The organism is Streptomyces violascens (assembly GCF_014649955.1).
GTDB lineage: Bacteria > Actinomycetota > Actinomycetes > Streptomycetales > Streptomycetaceae > Streptomyces > Streptomyces violascens.
This window is the reverse complement of record NZ_BMUA01000005.1, coordinates 25,424-44,514: the sequence shown is the minus strand read 5'-3', so window position 1 is coordinate 44,514 and position 19,091 is coordinate 25,424. Positions and strand designations below refer to the sequence as shown.

The following is a 19,091-nucleotide window of genomic DNA, read 5'->3' as shown; positions in this document are numbered from 1 at the left end:
GTAGTCAAGGGGTTCCCAAGGGGGCGACGGGACAGGGGTCCGGCCGGAGCGAGCGACCCCTCCCCGGTGATCCACAGGTCGATCGTCTACAGTCCCGTAGACATTCACCCGGCGGCGATCGCCGTTCGGGTCGGACTCATTGGCCCAACCATGCCTGAATCAGGGGCAGTTGAGGCTGGGGCGCGGCCGCGCCGGGAGGGCAGGAACGACCATGGGGCAGCCGAGCAGCGAGGCGACGACGAGGCCCGTACCGGAGGAACGCCCCCAGCGGGCCATATCCCCGACCGGCTCCGGCATGAGCAAGGTCCCCGCGGTCACGGCCCTCTTCTGGATCGTCAAGGTGCTGACCACCGGCATGGGCGAAACCGCGTCGGACTACCTGGGCCGCACCCTCGGTCCCATTCCCGCCGGAGCCCTCGGGCTCGCGGGCCTGGTGGCCGCGCTGGTGGCGCAGTTCCGGAGTGACCGATACCGGCCGTGGACGTACTGGTCGGCGATCGTCATGGTCAGCGTGTTCGGCACCATGGCCGCCGACGTCGTGCACGTGGTGGCAGGCATCCCGTACACGGTCTCCGCGGTGGCCTTCACCCTGGCACTCGCCGCCGTTCTGATCGCCTGGTACGTCAGCGAGCGGACGCTGTCGATCCACAGCATCCGCACCCGCCGCCGCGAGGTCTTCTACTGGGCCACCGTGCTCGCCACCTTCGCCCTGGGCACCGCGGTCGGCGACCTCACGGCGGGCACGCTGAAGCTCGGATACCTCGCGTCGGGATTCCTCTTCACCGCCCTGATCGCCGTGCCCGCGCTGTCCGGCCGCTACCTCGGCCTCGACGCGGTGGCCGCGTTCTGGTGGGCGTACGTCCTGACCAGGCCTCTCGGCGCGTCCTTCGCCGACTGGATGGGTGTTCCCGCCACCCGAGCGGGCCTGGGCTGGGGCACGGGCCCGGTGTCCCTGGCCCTCATCGTTCCGATCGTGGCCCTGGTCGCCTACTTGGCAGCAACCCACAAAAACACCCCGCGGAACGCGTCAACGCGCTGAGGGGTGCGGGGAAGTGCCCGCCCGGCGGATCCGGTATCACGGCCCCACGCCATAAACCAGAGGCATCCACCGGACGGCACATTCCGGCCAACTCGACTGCGCCGGGTGACAGTTCAATCACTCCGTGCCACATTGCTGCTCATGAACAAACCCGCCATCTGTCACGTCGTACCTCCCCACATCCTCGACCGGCTCGCCCAGCACGAGGACCCCGTCGTGTACGAGCCCGCGCGCCGCACCCTGGAGCACGACGCCCAGCTGCGTACCCAGCGCCGGATCACCACGGTCCGCGGCGCCGCCGCCCCCACCGGCACCCCGTCCGACAAGCCCGACCGCACGATCTACGACGCCGGGCACCTGGAGGCGCTCCCCGGCAGGAAGGTGCATTCCGAGAGCGATCAGCCCTCGACCGACGCCACTGTCAACCGGGCGCACGCAGGCCTCGGTGCCACGTTCGAGTTGTATCTGAAGGCTTACGGACGCCACTCCATCGACGACTCCGGGCTGCCGCTGATCGCGAGCGTGCACTACGGCGACAAGTACGACAACGCCTTCTGGAACGGCGAGCAGATGGTGTTCGGCGACGGGGACGGGGAGCTGTTCCTCGACTTCACGCTGCCGGTCGACGTCATCGGCCACGAGCTGACCCACGGCGTCACGCAGTACACCGCGAACCTGGACTACTTCGGCCAGTCGGGCGCGCTCAACGAGTCCGTCTCCGACGTGTTCGGCTCGCTCATCAAGCAGTACGCGCTGGGCCAGAGCGCCGACCGGGCGGACTGGCTGATCGGCGCCGGACTGCTCGGCCCCGGCATCCACGGCGAGGCACTGCGTTCGATGAAGGCTCCCGGCACGGCGTACGACGACCCGCAGCTCGGCAAGGATCCGCAGCCGGCCACCATGGACGACTACGTGCGCACGAGCCGCGACAACGGCGGGGTGCACATCAACTCGGGCATCCCCAATCACGCCTTCTACCTGCTGGCCACGGCGCTCGGAGGCAATGCCTGGGAGCGGGCGGGGAAGATCTGGTACGCCACGCTCACGGGCGGCGAGCTCGACGCGAACGCCCAGTTCGCCGACTTCGCGCGGCTGACCGCGGCATCCGCGCGCAGCCTGTTCGGCGACGGCGACGAGATCCAGGCGGTACTCAAGGCCTGGTCCCAGGTCGGCGTGCCAGCAACCTGACGGACACCCTGTCGGCGACCGGCCGGTCGCACGGAATCGTCGCGCGCACCCCATCCCGTACGTCCTCGACCTCGGAGGTCTCGGGGTCGTGCCGGGGCGCGGGCGCGCGGTCGATGCCGGTCCGCACTGCTGCGACTTCGCCTCCATGCCCTCACCCCCGTGCCCGGCTCCACCTGGCTACCGGACGACCGTACGCCCATAGGGGCTCGTCACTTCGCGTACACGGCGACGAAGTCCCTGGTCGCCTGGTTGTAGTAGCGCTCCGGCGGGTTCTCGAAGTCGAGGATGTTGGTGGGCTTCGGGTTGGCCGGGTCGCCCGTCGGGTCGTAGCTCATGAACGAGGGCCAGGCGCGGTTCATGTCGAGCGGCATCGCGCGCACCGCGCCCGCCTGTTGCATGACTTCGGCGAGCGTGCGAGCGGTGAGGGCCTGGCCGACGACCATGATGACGTCGCCCTGCGCGGTCACCCCGACCCCCGAGCGGGGCACGAACATCCGGCTCTGGTCGGTGGCGCCCCACTTGGCGTCGACGTCGATGTCCGGCACGACCCTGCCGTTGTCCACCATGAGCTCCAGGCACTGGCGCACGCCGACCACGTCGGGCGTCATCCGCATGTCGCGGCCCCACTTGCCGATCCCGATCGAACCGTCCTTGTAGAAGACCTCCGCCGCCGCGCCGTCCCTCAGTCCTCCCACCGTCTCGCCGTCGAGGTAGAAGCCACCGCGCGAGCCGCCGTCGGTGACCTTGAAGCCGCCGTTCCAGGTGGCGAGGAGACCGGTGCGTTTCCCCTTCGGAAGGCTGGGCGGCACAGAGAAGCTGCCGCCGGGTTCGCGCACTCCGGGGTGCAGTTCGAAGCGGGCCTTCGTGCCGCTGATCCAGGCGATGGCCGCCTGGTAGGAGGTGTGGTCGCTGTCGGGCCGTACATAGGTGCCCTGCACCACGGGTTCGCCGTGCGCGGTGCTCAGCACCCGCCACACGCCCTCGCCCGGCAGCGCCGGGGTGACCAGCGACGGCATCGAGGCACGCAGCGGCACTTCGCGATGGTGGACCGGCATGGCCGGAGCCGTCGCCTTCATGCGGGCCAGCGCCTCGCTCGGCAGGGAGCCACCGACCCGCGGCGGATCGAGTTCGTACTGCAGGTTCTCCAGCCTGTCGACGACCGCGCCCAGCTTGTGCTCGCGGGCCCAGCCGGCCAGGCGGGCCTCCGTGCTGTCGTCGCCGGGGTAGGTCAGCGCCTCCCCCACCGAGTAGCCGACGCCGACGCACAGCAGGCCCACCGCGAGTGCGCCGCACGTGGCGAGCTTGCGCCGCTTGCGCTGATGCGGCGCCAGCGCTCTTCGGGGCCTCCGCGGCGCCCGGCCGCGTCGGCCCGCTGCCGCCCCCGGGGGATCCGCCGCGTCCGCTACGTTCCGCTCGCCCTGAACACCGCTACCCTCCGGCCGTCCCGCCCTGTGCGCCATGTCGCCCTCATCTCGGCCTGCTCGGGGCCTCGCGGCCCCATCGCGCGGAGGTATCGCTCCTCCGCGGGCGGCAGCCGTGAGCGGTCTGCCATGCCGATTCACAACTTAAGCTTGCTTTTCCGACATATCGACCGGTGTCAGGCGACTGGATTACCTTCTGGCCGCCGCCGACTCGCACTACGCTGAGTGAAGTGATGGGGTTTCATACGGTCCGGATGGGGGCGTCTGCCGGTGAGCGGAGCTGTCGGGCACGGCCGTACGGGCAATCTCCCGGCCGAGACATCGAGCTTCGTCGGACGTTCGGCGGAGCGCGGCCCTCGCGCGGGCACTGGCCGCCGGGCGGCTCGTGACGCTGACCGGGACCGGCGGGGTGGGCAAGACGCGGCTTGCGCTCACGGCCGCGGCCGATGTGCGCGACCGCTTCACCGACGGTGTGGCTGGTCGATCTTTCGGTGCTCCGGAGCGGCCGGCTCCTCGCGAGGACCGTCGCCTCGGCGTTCGGCGCGCAGGAACACACGGTCCGTCCTGAGCTGGACGTTCTCGCCGAATTCCTGGCCGGCCACAGGGCGTTGCCGGTCCTCGACAACTGCGAGCACCTGATCACGGCCGTCGCGACGCTAGCCTTCGAGCTCCTCGCCGCGGCGCCCGAGCTGCGTATCCTCGCCACGAGCCGCCGGCGTCTGTCGGTGCCGGGCGAGCACGTCCTGGCCGTGGAACCACTGCCCGTGGGACCCGCGCCCCAACAGGGCAGGCCCGGATCAAGCAGGCGATGCGGTAAGGCTGTTCACCGAGCGGGCCGCGGCCAACGGCAGCGGGTTCCGGCTCACGGACAGAACGTGGAAACGGTGCGCACGCTCTGTGACCGCCTGGAAGGAATTCCCCTCGCTCTCGAACTCACCGCCGCGCTCGGCCTTCCCGGGCCGCCGCCCGCCCCCGGGCCGGCCGCGATCGCCCCCGCCCGGGCCCTCACCCGGCGAGAGGAGCGGATCGCCGTCCTCGCCGGCGAGGGCGCCTCCCCGGCCGCCGTCGCCGGGCTGCTGCGGTTGTCCCGTACGGAGATGGAGTCCCAACTGGCCGCGATATTGGGCGCGTTGAACCTCTCGGACCCGGAGCGGCTCGCCGCCCGGGCCTCGACGCGGCCGTTCCCGGACGGCGATGCCCCGGACGCGTCGCCGACCGCGCACGCGACGTAGCCCTCGACTTCCTTTATTCGGTGGGCAGTTCGAGCTCCGGGCGGTCCCACATCACGGCGGGCGGATGGGCCACCACGGTGCCGGTCCGCCTCGCTCCCACACTGAGGTAGAACCCCTCGGCGGGCGGATGCGAGACGATCCGTACGCTGTCGAGCCCGGCTGCGCGCGCCTCGCGCTTCATGTGGGTCATGAGGAGGCGGCCGACGCCGAGGCCCTGGGCGCTGTCCGCGACGAACATCAGGTCCAGTTCGGGCGGGTTCAGGATCAGCGCGTAGAAGCCGAGCACCCGGCCGTCCGGGCCGACGGCGACGTACACCTCGTGGGTCTCGATGTAGTCCTGGCCCACCCGGTACCCGGCGATCATCGGTGCGTACGGGCCCTCGTAGGCGCTGGAGGTGCGCACCAGGTGGGTCAGCCGCTTGGCGTCGCGCACGGTCGCCCGCCGGACGCTCACCCCGCGCTCCCCATCCGTAACATGTGCATTCATGGAGAGAGTATTACTCACGATGGGCGAGGCCTCATCCCCCGCCCCCCGGCGCCGCGACCAGGACGTCCCCGGCCGGGGTCCGGTAGTAGAGCACCGAACGGCCCGAGCGGCGCCGCCCCACCAGGCCCGCGTCGAGCAGGATCTTGAGGTGGCGGCCCACCGAGCCGAGGCCCTGGCCGGTCAGCGCCACCAGGTGGCTCGTGCTCTTCGGGGTGTCGAGCAGTACGAGCACCCCCGCCCGGGCCGGCCCGAGCAGCGCGCCGAGTGCCCGGGGCGCCGCCGGCCGCCCCGATTCGGCGAGTGCGCCCGCGCACGAGTACACGACGGCGTAGTGCCCGCGGTCGTCCCAGGTGACCCAGCACGGGCGCGGGGTGACCGGCAGGAACAGGAGCTGGGCGGACGAGATGTCCTGGGGCGGACGGTCGTGCACATTGATCTGGAGCCGGCTCTCGCCGAGCCAGCGCATCCCGGGCCGCATGTCGTCGAGCACCGCGGCCCAGCCGCCCCGGCCCAACTGCCCGGTGCGCGCGATGATGTCGGCCTCCATGATGCGGCGGCGGCGCGGTCAGTCCGGGAGCACCACGCTCGTCCACAGCCACTCCAGAAGGTCCGCCGTGCGGTCCGCCAGGTCGACGCGGCGCAGCACGGCAGGGAGCGGGCCGCCGATCGTCTCGACCAGGTCGGCGTGCACGGTTGCCGAGGGAGTGGCACGGATCTCCGCCAGTTCCTCCTCGAAGGACCGCTCGCCGTCGCCGGTCGGTGTGGGCACGAGGTAGTCCGCGGTCCAGCGGGCGCTGCGCACGGCGCGTACGAGCTGCGCGGTGACCGGATCGGCCGCCAACCGAGCGCGGAACCCGGGCAGTTGGGCATCGAGCCAGGCCCGCTCGACCGGGTGGTGGGCGCTCGGGGCGAGCAACGCGAAAAGCGTCGCGGTGGTCTCGGCGAGGGGCGAGACGACGAACCGGCTGCCCGCGAGCGTGTCCGCGCCGACCTGCCACCACCCCATGGTTTCGCCTCCCCGCGAAACAGTAATGCCCTTGCCGCGCGGCCACGGAGACTCCCCGCCATGCCCACCTACCGGGAACTCCTGCGCACGCCGGAGTTCGCTCCCTTCTTCCTCGTCTCCTCCGTCCAGGTCGCCGCGTCGACGGTGAGCGGTCTGGCGCTCGCCACCCTCGTCTACGCGGCGACCGCCTCGCCGCTGCTCTCCGCGCTCAGCATGTTCGGCGCCTCGTTCGCCCAGGTGATCGGCGCGAGCCTGCTGATGTCGGCGGCCGACCGGCTGCCGCCGCGTGCCGCGACGACCGCGATCGCGCTGGCCTTCTCCGCGAGCACCACCCTGCTCGCCGCCCCGGGCCTGCCCATCGGCGCCGTCTTCGCGGTCCTGCTCGGCCAGGGCCTGGTCGCCTCGGTCGGCGGCGGGGTGCGCTACGGGCTGCTCGACGAGATCCTGCCGAGGGAGCGCTATCTCCTGGGCCGTTCGGTGCTCAACATGAGCGCGGGCGCCCTGCAGGTCTGCGGGTTCGCCGTCGGCGGCGTCCTGGTGGCCGCGCTCTCCCCGCGCGGCACCCTGCTCGCGGGCGCGGTCCTGTACTCCATCGCCGCGGCCGTGGCCCGCCTGCGGCTCGCCCGCCGGCCGCCGCGGGTCTCGGGGCGCCCGTCGATCGCCGAGACCTGGCGCGTCAACCCCCGCCTGTGGGGGTCGGGTTCACGCCGCCGCCTCTATATCGGCCTGTGGGTGCCGAACGGCCTGATCGTCGGCTGCGAGTCCCTCTTCGTGTCGTACGCGCCCGATCACGCGGGCCTGCTCTTCGCCTCGGCGGCCGTGGGCATGCTGGCCGGAGACACCGTCATGGGCCGTTTCCTGAGCCCGAGTTGGCGGCGCCGACTGCCCGTGCCGCTTCTACTGCTGCTCGCCGTCCCCTACCTGGCACTCGCCCCGCACCCGCCCCTGCCGCTCGCCGTCGCGGCCGTGACACTGTCCTCCGTCGGATACGCGGCGAGCCTGCTCCAGCAGGAGCGGCTCGTGGCGCTGGTCCCGGAGGGCATGACCGGCCAGGCCCTCGGGCTGCACTCCTGCGGCATGCTCACCTTCCAGGGCATCGGCGCGGCCCTCGCGGGCACGGTCGCCCAGCGCACGTCGCCCGGGACGGCCATGGCGGTGATGGCCGCCGCGTCGATCACCGTCACGCTCGTGCTCGCGGCGGGATCAGGCCGAATTCGTGGGCCCCGCCGACCGGTTGAGGGCGGATGTGCCGCACCGCAGAAGGTGTCCGAGGCGTAAGGGAGGCGTGGCCGATACCGCGTGGTGTCGGCAGGACAGGGAGGACACGGGGTAGATAAGGGTCATGACCGACCATTTTCTTTCGCCCGCTCTGTACGTCTTAATGATCGTTCTGGTCATGAAGGTCACGGACGGGCTGCCGCAGCGGACGTTCAGCCTGCGCAAGCCGCCGAAGGTGGCGATCGGGCTCTGGCTGCTCGTGGCGATCCCCTCCCTGCTCCAGTTCGCGTTCCCCCAGATCTACGACACTCTGCACCGCGACTCCGACTTGATCATCGACCATGGCCAGTGGTGGCGGGTGTACACCTCGTTCATGGTGCAGGACGGCGGGGTCGGCGGAACCGCGTTCAACCTCTTCGTCCTGGCTCTCATCGGCTTCGCCGCCGAGCGCGTGTGGGGCACCCGCACGCTGCTCGCGTTCGTCCCGGCGCTCATGCTCGTCTTCAGCGTCGACACGTTCCTGGTGCACGGGCCTCCCGGCGGCGGCAACTCGGGGCTCACCTTCCGGCTGGCCACCAGCATCGCCGGGCTCGCGCTGCTCATCCGCCCCGGCAGGCGGCACTACCTGCTGGCCGCCGCGATCGTCGTCGACGGAGCGGTCCTGCTGCTGCTCGGCGACGGGCACGGCGAGCCCATGATCACCGGCATCGTCGCGGGCCTGATCGCCGCTCTCGTGCAGCGCCGCCGGCCGCGCGTGTGGCACCCCGTCGCGGCCGGCCCGGACGCGCGAGGCAACACGCCCGAGTCCGAGGAGACACCCGAACCGGAAAGCGACTTGGAGGGCCGCTGAGATCAACCGACCCACAAAGAGCGCGAGTTGACTGAGAGTGCACTTCAACTCCTAGGTTCGTCACCATGACGAACTCTGAACAGCACACCCCTCAGCACAAGATCGGGTCGGGCTTCGGGGCCCGGAGCACCACCGCGGACGTACTGGCCGGGACCGACCTCACCGGGAAGCTCGCGGTCGTCACGGGCGGCTACTCGGGGATCGGCCTGGAGACGACCCGCGCGCTCGCCGGGGCGGGCGCCCGCGTCGTGGTCCCCTCCCGGCGGCTCGACGTCGCCGAGGCGGCCGTGGCCGCGATTCCCGGCGTCGAGGTCGACACGCTGGACCTCGCCGACCTCGACAGCGTGCGCGCCTTCGCCGACCGGTTCCTGGCCTCCGGCCGCTCCATCGACGTCCTGATCAACAGCGCCGGGGTCATGGCCTGCCCGGAGACCCGGGTCGGGCCGGGCTGGGAGTCCCAGTTCGCGACCAACCACCTCGGGCACTACGCGCTGGTGAACCGGCTGTGGCCGGCGCTCACGGCGGGCGGCGGCGCCCGGGTCGTGGCGGTCTCGTCCCGGGGCCACCAGCTCTCCGCCATCCGCTGGGACGACCCGCACTTCGCCCTCGGCTACGACAAGTGGCAGGCGTACGGGCAGGCGAAGACCGGCAACGTGCTGTTCGCCGTGCACCTCGACGCGCTGGGCCGGGACGCGGGCGTGCGGGCGTTCTCGGTGCACCCCGGCGAGATCCACACCCCGCTGGTGCGCCATGTCTCGCCCGAGGAGCGCATCGCGGCGGGCTGGGTCGACGAGCAGGGCAACTGGTCGTTCGACTTCAAGACCCCGGAGCAGGGCGCCGCCACCCAGGTGTGGGCGGCGACCTCCCCGCAGCTCGCGGGCCTGGGCGGCGTCTACTGCGAGGACTGCGACATCGCGGAACCCGCGGCGGCGGGCGCGGTCGGCGCCGCCGACGGCGAGCTCGACCACGACGCGCTCACCAGCGGCGTCCGCCCGCACGCGACCGACCGCGAGCAGGCCGCCCGGCTGTGGGCGCTGTCGGCCGAGCTCACCGGCGTCGACGCGTTCGCCGCGTAGGCGATTCAGCCCCGGTACGTCTCCAGAAGGCGCAGCCACACCTCGCTGATCGTCGGGTACGACGGGACCGCGTGCCACAGCCGCTCCACCGGCACCTCGCCCGCGATGGCGACGGTCGCCGAGTGGATCAGCTCGCCGACGCCGGGACCGACGAAGGTGACGCCGAGCAGGACACCCCGGTCCTCGTCGACGATCATGCGGGCCCTGCCCGTGTAGCCGTCGCCGTAGAGGCCGGCGCCCGCGACGCCGCTCATGTCGTAGTCGACCGAGCGCACCCGGCGTCCCGCGGCCTCCGCCTCGGCCAGGGTGAGCCCGGCCGAGGCGGCCTCGGGGTCGGTGAAGACGACCTGGGGGACGGCCACGTGGTCGGCGGTCGCGTTGTGGGCGCCCCAGCGGTCGCTCTCCAGGACCGGGGTCCCGGCCGCGCGGGCCGCGATGGCCGCCCCGGCGATCCTGGCCTGGTACTTGCCCTGGTGGGTGAGGAGCGCACGGTGGTTCACGTCGCCGACCCCGTACAGCCAGTCGCTGCCCTCGACGCGGCAGGAGTCGTCGACGGGCAGCCAGGAGCCGGGGTCGAGGCCGATGGTCTCCAGGCCGATGTCGTCGGTGCGGGGCGCGCGGCCGGTGGCGAAGAGGATCTCGTCGGCCACCAGGCGTTCGTCGCCCTCGGGGCCGCGCACCGACACGGTCACCGCGCCGGTCGCCACGTTGCGTACGACGTCCGTGACCGAGGTGTGGGTGCGCAGCTCGGCGCCCGCCTCGCGCAGCGCGTCGGCGACCAGCTCACCGGCGAAGGGCTCCATCCTCGGCAGCAGCCCCTCGCCCCGCACCAGCATGGTGACCTGTGCGCCGAGCGCCTGCCAGGCGGTCGCCATCTCGGCGGCCACCACTCCCCCGCCGACCACCACGAGCCGGCCCGGCACCTCCTGGGCGCTGGTGGCCTCGCGGCTGGTCCACGGGTTCACGTCGGCCAGACCCGCAAGGTCCGGGAGCTGGGCGCGGCTGCCGGTGCACACGGCTACGGCGTGCCGGGCGGTCAGGACGTGGTGCTCGCCCTCGGGGCTGGTGACGCTGACCTTGCGGGTGCCGTACAGGCGGCCGTGGCCGCGGTAGAGATGGGCGCCGATGCCGTCGAGCCAGGCGACCTGCCCGTCGTCCTTCCAGTGGGAGGTGTACGCGTCGCGGTGGTCCAGGACCGCCCGGGCGTCGAGCGGGCCCTGCACCGACTGGCGCAATCCCGGCACCCTGCGTGCCTCCGCGCGGGCGACGACCGGGCGGAGCAGCGCCTTGCTGGGCATGCAGGCCCAGTACGAGCACTCGCCGCCGACCAGCTCGCTCTCCACCACCGCACAGCTCAGGCCGGCCGCCCGCACCCGGTCGGCGACGTTCTCGCCGACCGGTCCCGCGCCCAGCACCACCACGTCGTATTCCTCGGCTTCCGTCATAGGCACAGTCTGGTGGGCGGTGTACTCCGTGGCCACAGGGGCACACGCCAAGGACGGAATACCGCGGCGGCGCACGCGGTTGTGCGAGGCGGTCCCACCCCCGGGGCCGGGAAGAGGTGTGAGTGATGGCGACTGTCGAGCTGACCAAAGAGAACTTCGACTCGGTCGTGTCCGAGAACGGATTCGTGCTGATCGACTTCTGGGCCTCCTGGTGCGGCCCGTGCCGTCAGTTCGCCCCGGTGTACGAGGCCGCGTCCGAGCGCCACGACGACCTGGTCTTCGCGAAGGTGGACACGGAGGCCCAGCAGGAGCTGGCGCAGGCCTTCGACATCCGGTCGATCCCGACGCTGATGATCGTCCGCGACAACGTGGCGGTCTTCGCGGAGCCCGGCGCGCTTCCCGAGGCGGCCCTGGAGGACGTCATCGGCCAGGCGCGCGGCCTGGACATGGACGAGGTCCGCAAGTCGGTCGAGGCGGCGCAGCAGAAGTAGCCCCGGTTCTCCCGCTCATCACGGCCCCCTCCCCGCCCGCCGGGAAGGGGGCCGCGGCGTCGTCCGGGGCGGAATGCGCCATTGCTGAGCACGGCGGGGACCGTCGGTTACCGGTCAGCCACCTGTCCGGGCCCACAGGTCGCACCGCCGCACGCTGTACCCGAGGTGCGGTCAAGATGCCAACTGGCGCCAATCCACGGCCGGTTCGCACCCAAAGGGTTCGAGCCAGGAAGTGCTCCACAATGCGGTGATCCGGCGGACGTTCCGTGTGCTTCCTCCTACTCTCCGTCCTCATGCGAATCACACACCTGAGGCGTTTCGGCCTCGCCACGGCCCTTGCCTCCTCCCTCGCCCTCTTCGGCATGAGCCAGTCCGCGAGCGCCGACACCGCCGATGTCAGCTTCAGCGCCGACCAGGCGGCGGCCACCCCCGGTGGCACGGTCAATCTGAAGATGACCTTCACGAACAACCAGACCACCGATGTGTGGTTCGTCTACCAGTCCGTCCAGCCGACCTGGGCGACCACCCAGCGCCCGGACCTCAAGTACTCGCTCGCCTCGTGTACCGGTGAGGGTGTGACCTGCACCGGGACCGGCACCACCTCGATCGGCGTGAACTACTCCGTCCCGGTCGCGCCGGGCACCAGCCGCACGGTCACCGTCCCGGTCCAGATAGCGGCGAACTCCGGCTGCAACGGAAACATCGCGTTCTACTCGTACGTCTACTACGAGTACAACGACAGCCAGAGCCACAAGGACGGCGTCTTCAACTCCCCGACCATGCGGGTCAACTGCGCCACGCCCGCCCCGTCCGGCGCTCACTGACCCACCCTCGGCCGCGCCTGTCCGCGGCGCACGGACGCCGGTCGGCCCATCCCCCCGGGTCGGCCGGTTTCGTATGTCCGGAATCGAACGTCCACGGCCCGCATTCGAGTAAGTGTTTCGCTCGCGTGGCCGAAAACCGGATGCGTCCCGGAGAGCCGGGTTGTCTGGACCATTGACGCTTCGCGCCGTCGTGCGCCCCCCGCACCGAAAGCGGTTACTCCGCCGGGCCGCTCCGATTTTCCCGCCCCGGCACACCCCGCCAAGACCGTCCGGAAACCCGCATACCTTCCTGTGCACCGGTCTGCGCCCCACCACAGCGGCCACCGTTTTTCGTCATGTTTCACAGTAGCCACTCGAAAACTCCTCGAAGAGCCGCACTATGTGACGCGTCAGAGCGGAACGGCGGGCCCTTCGAACCAGGGCGTGCCCGGTCCGTCGTGCGAGGGGTCCGCGCAGGCAGGGGAGCCGAACGGACCTCCAGGGGAGGGGACTTCACCGCGTGAAGCGGAACACACACCGCAGCAGACACATCACCGGCCTGGCCGTCGGCGGCGTGCTGCTCGCCATGGGTTTACCGGCGGCGCCGGCGTACTCGGCGACGCCCGCGCCGCGCATCGACCTGTTGGTCCTCGTCGTCTCGGACGGCGGCCCCGCCACCGAGGCCATCACCGCGGAACTGGACGGTGAGGGCACTCCGTACACCGTGGTCGACCTGGCGCAGTCCGGACGGCCCGTGATCGACCAGGCCTTCCTCTCGGACACCGTGGATGGGCTGCCCCGGGCCAAGTACCAGGCCGTGGTGCTGCCCAACGACAACCCCTTCCCGACCGGCTCGGCCGAAATGGCCGCGCTCGCCGCGTACGAGAAGTCGTATGCGATCCCGCAGGTCGACGCGTACACCTACGCGCGTCCACAGGTGGGTCTGCAGCCCGCCGCCTCCAGCGGCTACAGCGGCTCGGCGGACGGTTTCAAGGCCCAGGTGACGGCGGCCGGCCGCAGCACCGGGCCGTTCGGCTACCTCAACGGAAGCGTGCCGTTCGAGGACAACTCCCCCTCGGTGAGCGAGAGTTACGCCTTCCTCGCCCAGCCGGCCGCGGGCGCCGACTTCACGAGCTATGTCGAGGCGCCGATCCCGGGCAGGACGGGGAACGGCACCCTCGTCGGCGAGTACCGCCACGACGGGCGCCGGGAACTGGTCGTCACCTTCGCGTACAACCAGTACCAGGAGCAGTTCAAGCTGCTCTCCCGGGGCATCGTCGACTGGATGACGCAGAACGTGCGGCTCGGCGCCTCGCGGAACTACTTCGCGGTCCACGTGGACGACGTGTTCGCCGGTGACGACCGCTGGGACCCCAACCTCAACTGCACGCCGGGCGACGTGGACTGCCCGCCCGGGCAGGGCGTCGAGGACTCGATCCGGATGACCCCGGACGATGTGAAGAACGCGGTCGCCTGGGAGAAGTCCCGGGGCTTCACGCTCGACCTCGCCTACAACGGCGGCGGCAGCGTCGAGTACCGCGAGAACCACGGCGGGGCCGACGAGCTCGCCGACCAACTGGCCCAGAACAAGAACGACTTCCGCTGGATCAACCACACCTACGACCACGCCTTCCTCGGCTGCGAGCAGAACGTGTCGGTCGTCCCGTGGAAGTGCGCGACCAACCCGGACGGCTCGACGAAGTACGTGAGCCAGACCGAGATATCCAAGGAGATATCCGACAACCAGCAGTGGGCTCGGGGCTTCGGGCTGCCCGTCGAATCCGATGAGTTGATCACCGGGGAGCACTCCGGGATGAAGCTCCTGCCGCAGCAGCCGCAGGACAACCCGTACCTGGCCCCCGCGCTCGCCGCCAACAAGATCGACTGGCTCGGCGCCGACATGTCGCGCGATCCCGAGCAGCGCCAGGTGGGCTCCGCGCTCACCGTCGCCCGCTACCCGATCAACATCTTCTACAACGCGGGCCACGTCTCCGAGCAGGTCGACGAGTACAACTGGATCTACACCAGCCGCACCCAGGGCGGCAGCGGCCTCTGCGACGACCTGCCGAACACCACCTGCCTTCCCGCGCCGCTCAGCACGACGACCGGGTACACGGGCCACATCGTGCCCCTGGAGACCCAGGTCGCCCTCGGCCACGTCCTCGGCAACGACCCGCGGCCGCACTTCATCCACCAGTCCAACCTCGCCGAGGACCGCATCGGCTATCCCGTCCTCGACGGGGTGCTCGACCAGTACAAGGCGCTGTACGCGGCCAGTGCCCCGCTGGTGAACCTGCGGATGAAGGACATCGGCGCCGAGCTGCGGGACCGGGGCGCCTGGAACACCGCCGTGAAGGCCGGTCAGGTCACCGGGTACCGGATCGGCAACAGCGTGACCGTGCGGGCCCCGGCGGGCGTGGCCGTCACCGCGACCATGCCGAACGGCACCAACCAGGTTCTGGGCAGCGGAAGTTCGGCGTTCGGCCAGGCCTACGCCGGGAGCGTGTCCGGCTGGGTGTCGCCGCAGTCCGGGCAGAGCAGCGTCTCGCTGGCCCTCGCACCGGCCCCCGCCAGAGCCCTGGCACCGCAGTCCAGCCCCGCGCCGTCCGCCGAGCGCGCGACGCCGCAGAGCGCACCGCGCACGCCGGTCCCCGCCGGTGTCACCAAGCCGGTTCCGTACGGCGCCGAGCGGCGCTGACGCCGGTCCGCCGAGGTTCCGAACGCCCGCCGCCGCCGCGGCGGCGGGCCGCCGGGCAGCCTTCACCACCCACCGCTCTCTTCAGCCGCGGAGCGCATGCATGCACGTACCACACCGCGCGCCGCGCTCCGGCGCGGCGCGGGTAACCCTGCTCACCGAGGGCACCTATCCGCACAGCCACGGCGGGGTGAGCGTCTGGTGCGACCAGCTCGTCACCGGAATGCCCGACATCGATTTCGACATCATCGCGGTGACCGGCACCGGCCGCGAGCCCACCGTGTGGGACCTCCCGCCGCACGCCTCCGAGGCCGTCTCGGTCCCCATGTGGGGCCCGGCGCCTGCCGGTTCGGCCCCGCGCGGCCGCCAGGAACGGCGCCTGATGACGGCGTACGAACGCTTCCTCACCGCGCTGCTGGATCCCGCGGCGGAGAGCGGGTTCGGCCCGGCGCTGTACGAGATGGCCCGGGCCGCCCGGGACGGCCGGCTCAGCCCCGCGCTGCGCGGCGACCGGGCGATCCGGGTCATGACCGAGGTGTGGAACCGGCCTGGGCTCGCCGTGCGCGAGGCCCGGCCCACCCTGCACGACGCGGTCACCGCGACCGGGCTCCTGGAGCACGCGCTGCGGCCGCTCGCCGCGACGCCGCCGAGCCAGGGCGTCTCGCACGCGGTCAGCGGCGGAGTGGCCGTCCTGCCGGGCCTGGCGGGGGCCGAACTCCACGGCGTACCGCTGCTGTTGACCGAGCACGGGGTCTATCTGCGCGAGCGCTATCTGGGCTACCGGACCGCTCCGTACCGCTGGCCGGTCAAGGCGGTGCTGCTCGGGTTCTTCCGGCTGCTCGCCGAGGAGACGTACCGGCGGGCCGCCCTGATCACGCCGGGCAACCAGTACAACCGGCTGTGGGAGGAGCAGGGCGGGGCCGATCCCCAGCTCATACGTACCGTCTACAACGGGGTCGACCCGGCGGCGTTCCCTCCCGCCGGACCCGAGCCAGTGACCCCAACTCTCAGCTGGGCAGGGCGAGTTGACCCGATCAAGGACCTGGAGACGCTGATCCGCGCCTTCGCCAAGGTTCGCAGCGAACTCCCCGGAGCAACCCTGCGCCTGTTCGGCGGCACGCCCCGGGGCGGCGAGGCCTACCGGGAGCGGTGCGAGGCCCTTGCCGACTCGCTCGACCAGGGCGGCGCGGTCACCTTCGAGGGCCGCGTCGACGACATCAAGGACGCCTACGCCGCGGGCAATGTGGTGATGCTGTCCAGCATCAGCGAGGGCTTCCCCTTCACGTTGATCGAGGCGATGAGCTGCGGCCGGGCCACCGTCTCCACGGATGTGGGCGGGGTGCGCGAGGCGGTCGGCGAGACCGGGCTCGTGGTGCCGCCGCGCGACCCGGACGCGATGGCCGCGGCCGCTCTGGAACTCCTCGGCGACCCGGTGCGCCGGGCGGCGATGGGGGAAGCGGCGCGGCTGCGCGTCGTCGAGCAGTTCACGCTGCGGCAGACCGTCGACACGTTCCGCGCCATCTATCTCGAACTCTCCGTACGCGGCGGGGCAGTTGTCCCGGTCCGGCGAAGAGAAGACAGCGAGGACACCACCATGGCCCTGCGCCTGGTCCCCGCCGGGCTGAGCCGGGTGGCCGGATGAGCGGGCCCATCCGTCTGGAGCCGCCCGACGGCCGGGACGACACCCTGACGCTCCGGCTCGCCACCGAGTCCACGATGACGCTGCGCCTGCCGGGCCGGGCGCCCGCCCGGTCGGGCAAGGACGCGGCGGTGGACCGGCTCGCCGCCGAACTCGCCGAGCAGATAGGGCCCGCGGTGCACGCCTACGAGGTCGCGGCGCTCCTTGAGTCCGAGGGCCTGACGGCCCAGCAGATCGCGGACGAGTACGGGCACCGCAACCTGTTCGCGCTCGCCGAGGACCTGTACCGGCGGGTGCCGCGCAGCTTCCCGGAGCCGCCCGCGGCCGCCGATCCCTGGAAGCCCGACCCGGTGCGCTGTGCGCTGCGCGGCGCCCTGTTCGCACTGCCCGGGCTCGCCTACCCACTGACCGCCCGGCTGTGGCAGAGCGACCGGGCGGTGCTCGCCCTGGTCGTGGCGGGACTCGTCTCCTGGGCATGGGGGCAGGGGCTCGGGCACCGCGCCTATCTGCGGATGGCCTCGGGCCGGGCCGAGGCGGCCCGCACGCTGATGGCGGGCGCGCCGCTCGGCGCGCTGCTGGCCTGCGCCACCGGCTTCGCGATCGTGGGGCCGGGCAGAGCGGCGTTCTTCGTGGCCGGCCAGTCCTGCTATCTCGCGGCGGCCGGGATCCTCCTGGTCCTGGCGCGCGAGCGGCTCCTGCTCGGCGCGCTCACCCCGATCATCGCGGGGGCCTCGGTCCTGCCGTTCCGGGAGCCGGGCTCGCTGTTGCGGGTGGGACTGTGCGCTCTCACCCTGATCCTGGTGGTCTCGGCTGTCGGCCACTGCCTGCGAGAGGCGCTGAAGGAACCCGCCGCGACCGCTTCGGCGGCGCCCCGGCTCGTGGCATCGCTGCCGTACGGGCTCTTCGGCCTGGCCGCCGGAGTGCTCGTGGCGTTCGCCGGGCAGCGCCATCCGCTCGCGGTGATCGCCCTTACGCTCAGCATGGGCCCCGCCGAATGGCTCCTCTACCGCTACCGGGGCCTGTCGGTCGCGGCGCTGCGGGCGACGGCCACCCCGGCCGCGTTCCGGTGGCGCTCGGCCGCCGTCCTCGGCGGCTGCCTCCTCCTCTATCTGGTCCCGCTGTTGCCCGCGGCGCTGCTCACCGGCGCCGAGCCCGCGCCCCTGCTCGCGCTCGCGGCGCTGCTGTGGACGGCGCTGCTGCTCCAGGCGTTCGGCATCGCCTGGCCGCCGGCCGCCGTCAGCCTGGCGGCCGCGGCCGGGGTCGCCTCGGCCGGGCTGCTCACACCACCCCCGGGCCCACTCACCGAACTGCTCTGCTGCGCGGCCGCCGCCCTCGCCCTGACCGGCACCACCCTGCACCTGCTCGGGCGGCCGACCGCGCACGCCTGACCCGTACCGCGCCCCGCCCGGCACAGGGCGCGGCACCAGCCTCACGCACCGCACCCGAATGATCACCGAATGTTCCGAACAGCATGGAAAGGAGCGGCAGTTGACTTCCGCACCGCTTGTCGCCGTCACCGGAGCCGAAGGCTTCATCGGCTCCCACCTCACCGAGGCCCTCGTCGCCTCCGGGCACCGCGTCCGCGCGATGGCCCAGTACAACTCCTTCTCGTCGTACGGCTGGCTGGAGACCCTGTCCGCCGACGTCCTGGACCAGGTCGAGATCGTCCTCGGCGACGTCCGCGACCCCGGTTCCGTGCGGGGGCTGGCCGAAGGCGCCGAGGCCGTCTACCACTTGGCGGCGCTGATCGCGATCCCGTACTCCTACCAGGCCCCGCACAGCTACGTGGACACCAATGTCACCGGCACGCTCAACGTGCTCGAAGCGGTCCGTGCCCTGGAGACCCCGCGCCTGGTGCACACCTCGACCAGCGAGACGTACGGCACCGCGCAGACCGTGCCCATCACCGAGGACCACCCCATCAACACCCAGTCCCCGTACGCCGCTTCGAAGGCCGGCGGGGACCGGCTCGCGGACAGCTACTACGCGAGCTTCGGCACGCCCGTGGTGACGCTGCGGCCGTTCAACACCTACGGTCCGCGCCAGTCGATGCGGGCGGTGATCCCCACCGTCATCGGCCAGGTCGCGGCGGGCTCCCGCAGCATCACGCTGGGCGATCTGCGGCCGACCCGGGACTTCACGTTCGCCGCCGACACCGCGCGGGCCTTCCTCGCCGTGGGCACCGCCCCCGCCGAGCGCGTCGTGGGGCGCACCTTCAACGCCGGGACCGGCACCGAGATCTCGGTCGGCGACCTGGTGCGGCTCATCGGCAAGGTGATGGGCGCCGAACTCGACGTCCAGGAGGACGGGCAGCGCATCCGGCCCGCCAACTCCGAAGTGATGCGTCTGGTCGCGGACGCGAGCCGGCTCACCGAAGCCACCGGCTGGCAGCCGGGGTTCGGCCTGGAGTCGGGCCTGGAGCGGACCGCGGAGTTCTTCCGCGACCCGGGCAACCTCGCCCGCTACAAGACCGGCATCTACAACATCTGACCCGCCAGTCC

General features: G+C 71.9%; 15 protein-coding genes and 1 pseudogene. 12 read left to right on the top strand and 4 right to left on the bottom strand.

What is annotated here, in order from left to right:
- Positions 1-211: 211 nt before the first annotated feature.
- Both IE206_RS13570 and IE206_RS13565 read left to right on the top strand, forming a co-directional pair.
- On the top strand, positions 212-1,039 hold the full coding sequence (locus tag IE206_RS13570) for a COG4705 family protein (RefSeq protein ID WP_189962378.1): 828 nt from the start codon (positions 212-214) through the stop codon (positions 1,037-1,039).
- Positions 1,040-1,180: 141 nt separating this feature from the next.
- On the top strand, positions 1,181-2,227 hold the full coding sequence (locus tag IE206_RS13565) for a M4 family metallopeptidase (RefSeq protein ID WP_189962377.1): 1,047 nt from the start codon (positions 1,181-1,183) through the stop codon (positions 2,225-2,227).
- Between the two features lie 209 nt (positions 2,228-2,436).
- On the opposite strand, the gene IE206_RS13560 is transcribed toward IE206_RS13565, so the two are convergent.
- The gene (locus IE206_RS13560) at positions 2,437-3,687 is read right to left on the bottom strand and encodes a phosphodiester glycosidase family protein (protein WP_189962376.1); all 1,251 of its coding nucleotides are present in this window, start codon (positions 3,685-3,687) and stop codon (positions 2,437-2,439) included.
- A gap of 452 nt (positions 3,688-4,139) precedes the next feature.
- Here IE206_RS13560 and IE206_RS13555 point away from each other — a divergent pair, with 452 nt between their 5' ends.
- Complete coding sequence (locus IE206_RS13555; protein ID WP_189962375.1) at positions 4,140-4,880, top strand: hypothetical protein; 741 nt, start codon at positions 4,140-4,142, stop codon at positions 4,878-4,880.
- A 13-nt stretch (positions 4,881-4,893) separates the two neighbouring features.
- On the opposite strand, the gene IE206_RS13550 is transcribed toward IE206_RS13555, so the two are convergent.
- Together IE206_RS13550 and IE206_RS13545 are read right to left on the bottom strand one after the other, a co-directional pair.
- Complete coding sequence (locus IE206_RS13550) at positions 4,894-5,367, bottom strand: GNAT family N-acetyltransferase (protein WP_189962374.1); 474 nt, start codon at positions 5,365-5,367, stop codon at positions 4,894-4,896.
- A 31-nt stretch (positions 5,368-5,398) separates the two neighbouring features.
- A pseudogene (locus IE206_RS13545) lies at positions 5,399-6,373 on the bottom strand (ArsR/SmtB family transcription factor).
- Between the two features lie 60 nt (positions 6,374-6,433).
- On the opposite strand from IE206_RS13545, the gene IE206_RS13540 reads away from it, so the two are divergent.
- From IE206_RS13540 to IE206_RS13530, 3 genes are all read left to right on the top strand, one after another.
- Complete coding sequence (locus IE206_RS13540; RefSeq protein WP_226599498.1) at positions 6,434-7,651, top strand: MFS transporter; 1,218 nt, start codon at positions 6,434-6,436, stop codon at positions 7,649-7,651.
- A gap of 64 nt (positions 7,652-7,715) precedes the next feature.
- Complete coding sequence (locus tag IE206_RS13535; RefSeq protein ID WP_189962373.1) at positions 7,716-8,441, top strand: rhomboid family intramembrane serine protease; 726 nt, start codon at positions 7,716-7,718, stop codon at positions 8,439-8,441.
- A gap of 65 nt (positions 8,442-8,506) precedes the next feature.
- Positions 8,507-9,517, top strand: coding sequence for an SDR family NAD(P)-dependent oxidoreductase (locus IE206_RS13530; protein ID WP_189962372.1), 1,011 nt, complete (start codon positions 8,507-8,509; stop codon positions 9,515-9,517).
- A 5-nt stretch (positions 9,518-9,522) separates the two neighbouring features.
- On the opposite strand, the gene IE206_RS13525 is transcribed toward IE206_RS13530, so the two are convergent.
- Positions 9,523-10,962: a dihydrolipoyl dehydrogenase family protein gene (locus IE206_RS13525; RefSeq protein ID WP_189962371.1), complete on the bottom strand. Its 1,440-nt coding sequence runs from the start codon at positions 10,960-10,962 to the stop codon at positions 9,523-9,525.
- Positions 10,963-11,087: 125 nt separating this feature from the next.
- Between IE206_RS13525 and trxA the strand changes: the two genes are divergently transcribed.
- From trxA to IE206_RS13495, 6 genes are all read left to right on the top strand, one after another.
- Positions 11,088-11,453: a thioredoxin gene (gene trxA / locus IE206_RS13520; RefSeq protein WP_189962370.1), complete on the top strand. Its 366-nt coding sequence runs from the start codon at positions 11,088-11,090 to the stop codon at positions 11,451-11,453.
- Positions 11,454-11,746: 293 nt separating this feature from the next.
- Positions 11,747-12,277: a hypothetical protein gene (locus tag IE206_RS13515; RefSeq protein WP_189962369.1), complete on the top strand. Its 531-nt coding sequence runs from the start codon at positions 11,747-11,749 to the stop codon at positions 12,275-12,277.
- A 565-nt stretch (positions 12,278-12,842) separates the two neighbouring features.
- Positions 12,843-14,954: a hypothetical protein gene (locus tag IE206_RS13510; protein ID WP_189962603.1), complete on the top strand. Its 2,112-nt coding sequence runs from the start codon at positions 12,843-12,845 to the stop codon at positions 14,952-14,954.
- A 100-nt stretch (positions 14,955-15,054) separates the two neighbouring features.
- On the top strand, positions 15,055-16,593 hold the full coding sequence (gene pelF / locus IE206_RS13505) for a GT4 family glycosyltransferase PelF (protein ID WP_189962368.1): 1,539 nt from the start codon (positions 15,055-15,057) through the stop codon (positions 16,591-16,593).
- On the top strand, positions 16,590-17,978 hold the full coding sequence (locus IE206_RS13500; protein WP_189962367.1) for a hypothetical protein: 1,389 nt from the start codon (positions 16,590-16,592) through the stop codon (positions 17,976-17,978). The genes pelF and IE206_RS13500 overlap by 4 nt, the downstream gene beginning before the upstream one ends.
- Before the next feature lie 100 nt (positions 17,979-18,078).
- A complete protein-coding gene (locus IE206_RS13495; RefSeq protein WP_226599500.1) occupies positions 18,079-19,080 on the top strand; it encodes an SDR family NAD(P)-dependent oxidoreductase in 1,002 nt (333 codons plus the stop codon).
- The last annotated feature ends 11 nt before the right edge of the window (positions 19,081-19,091 follow it).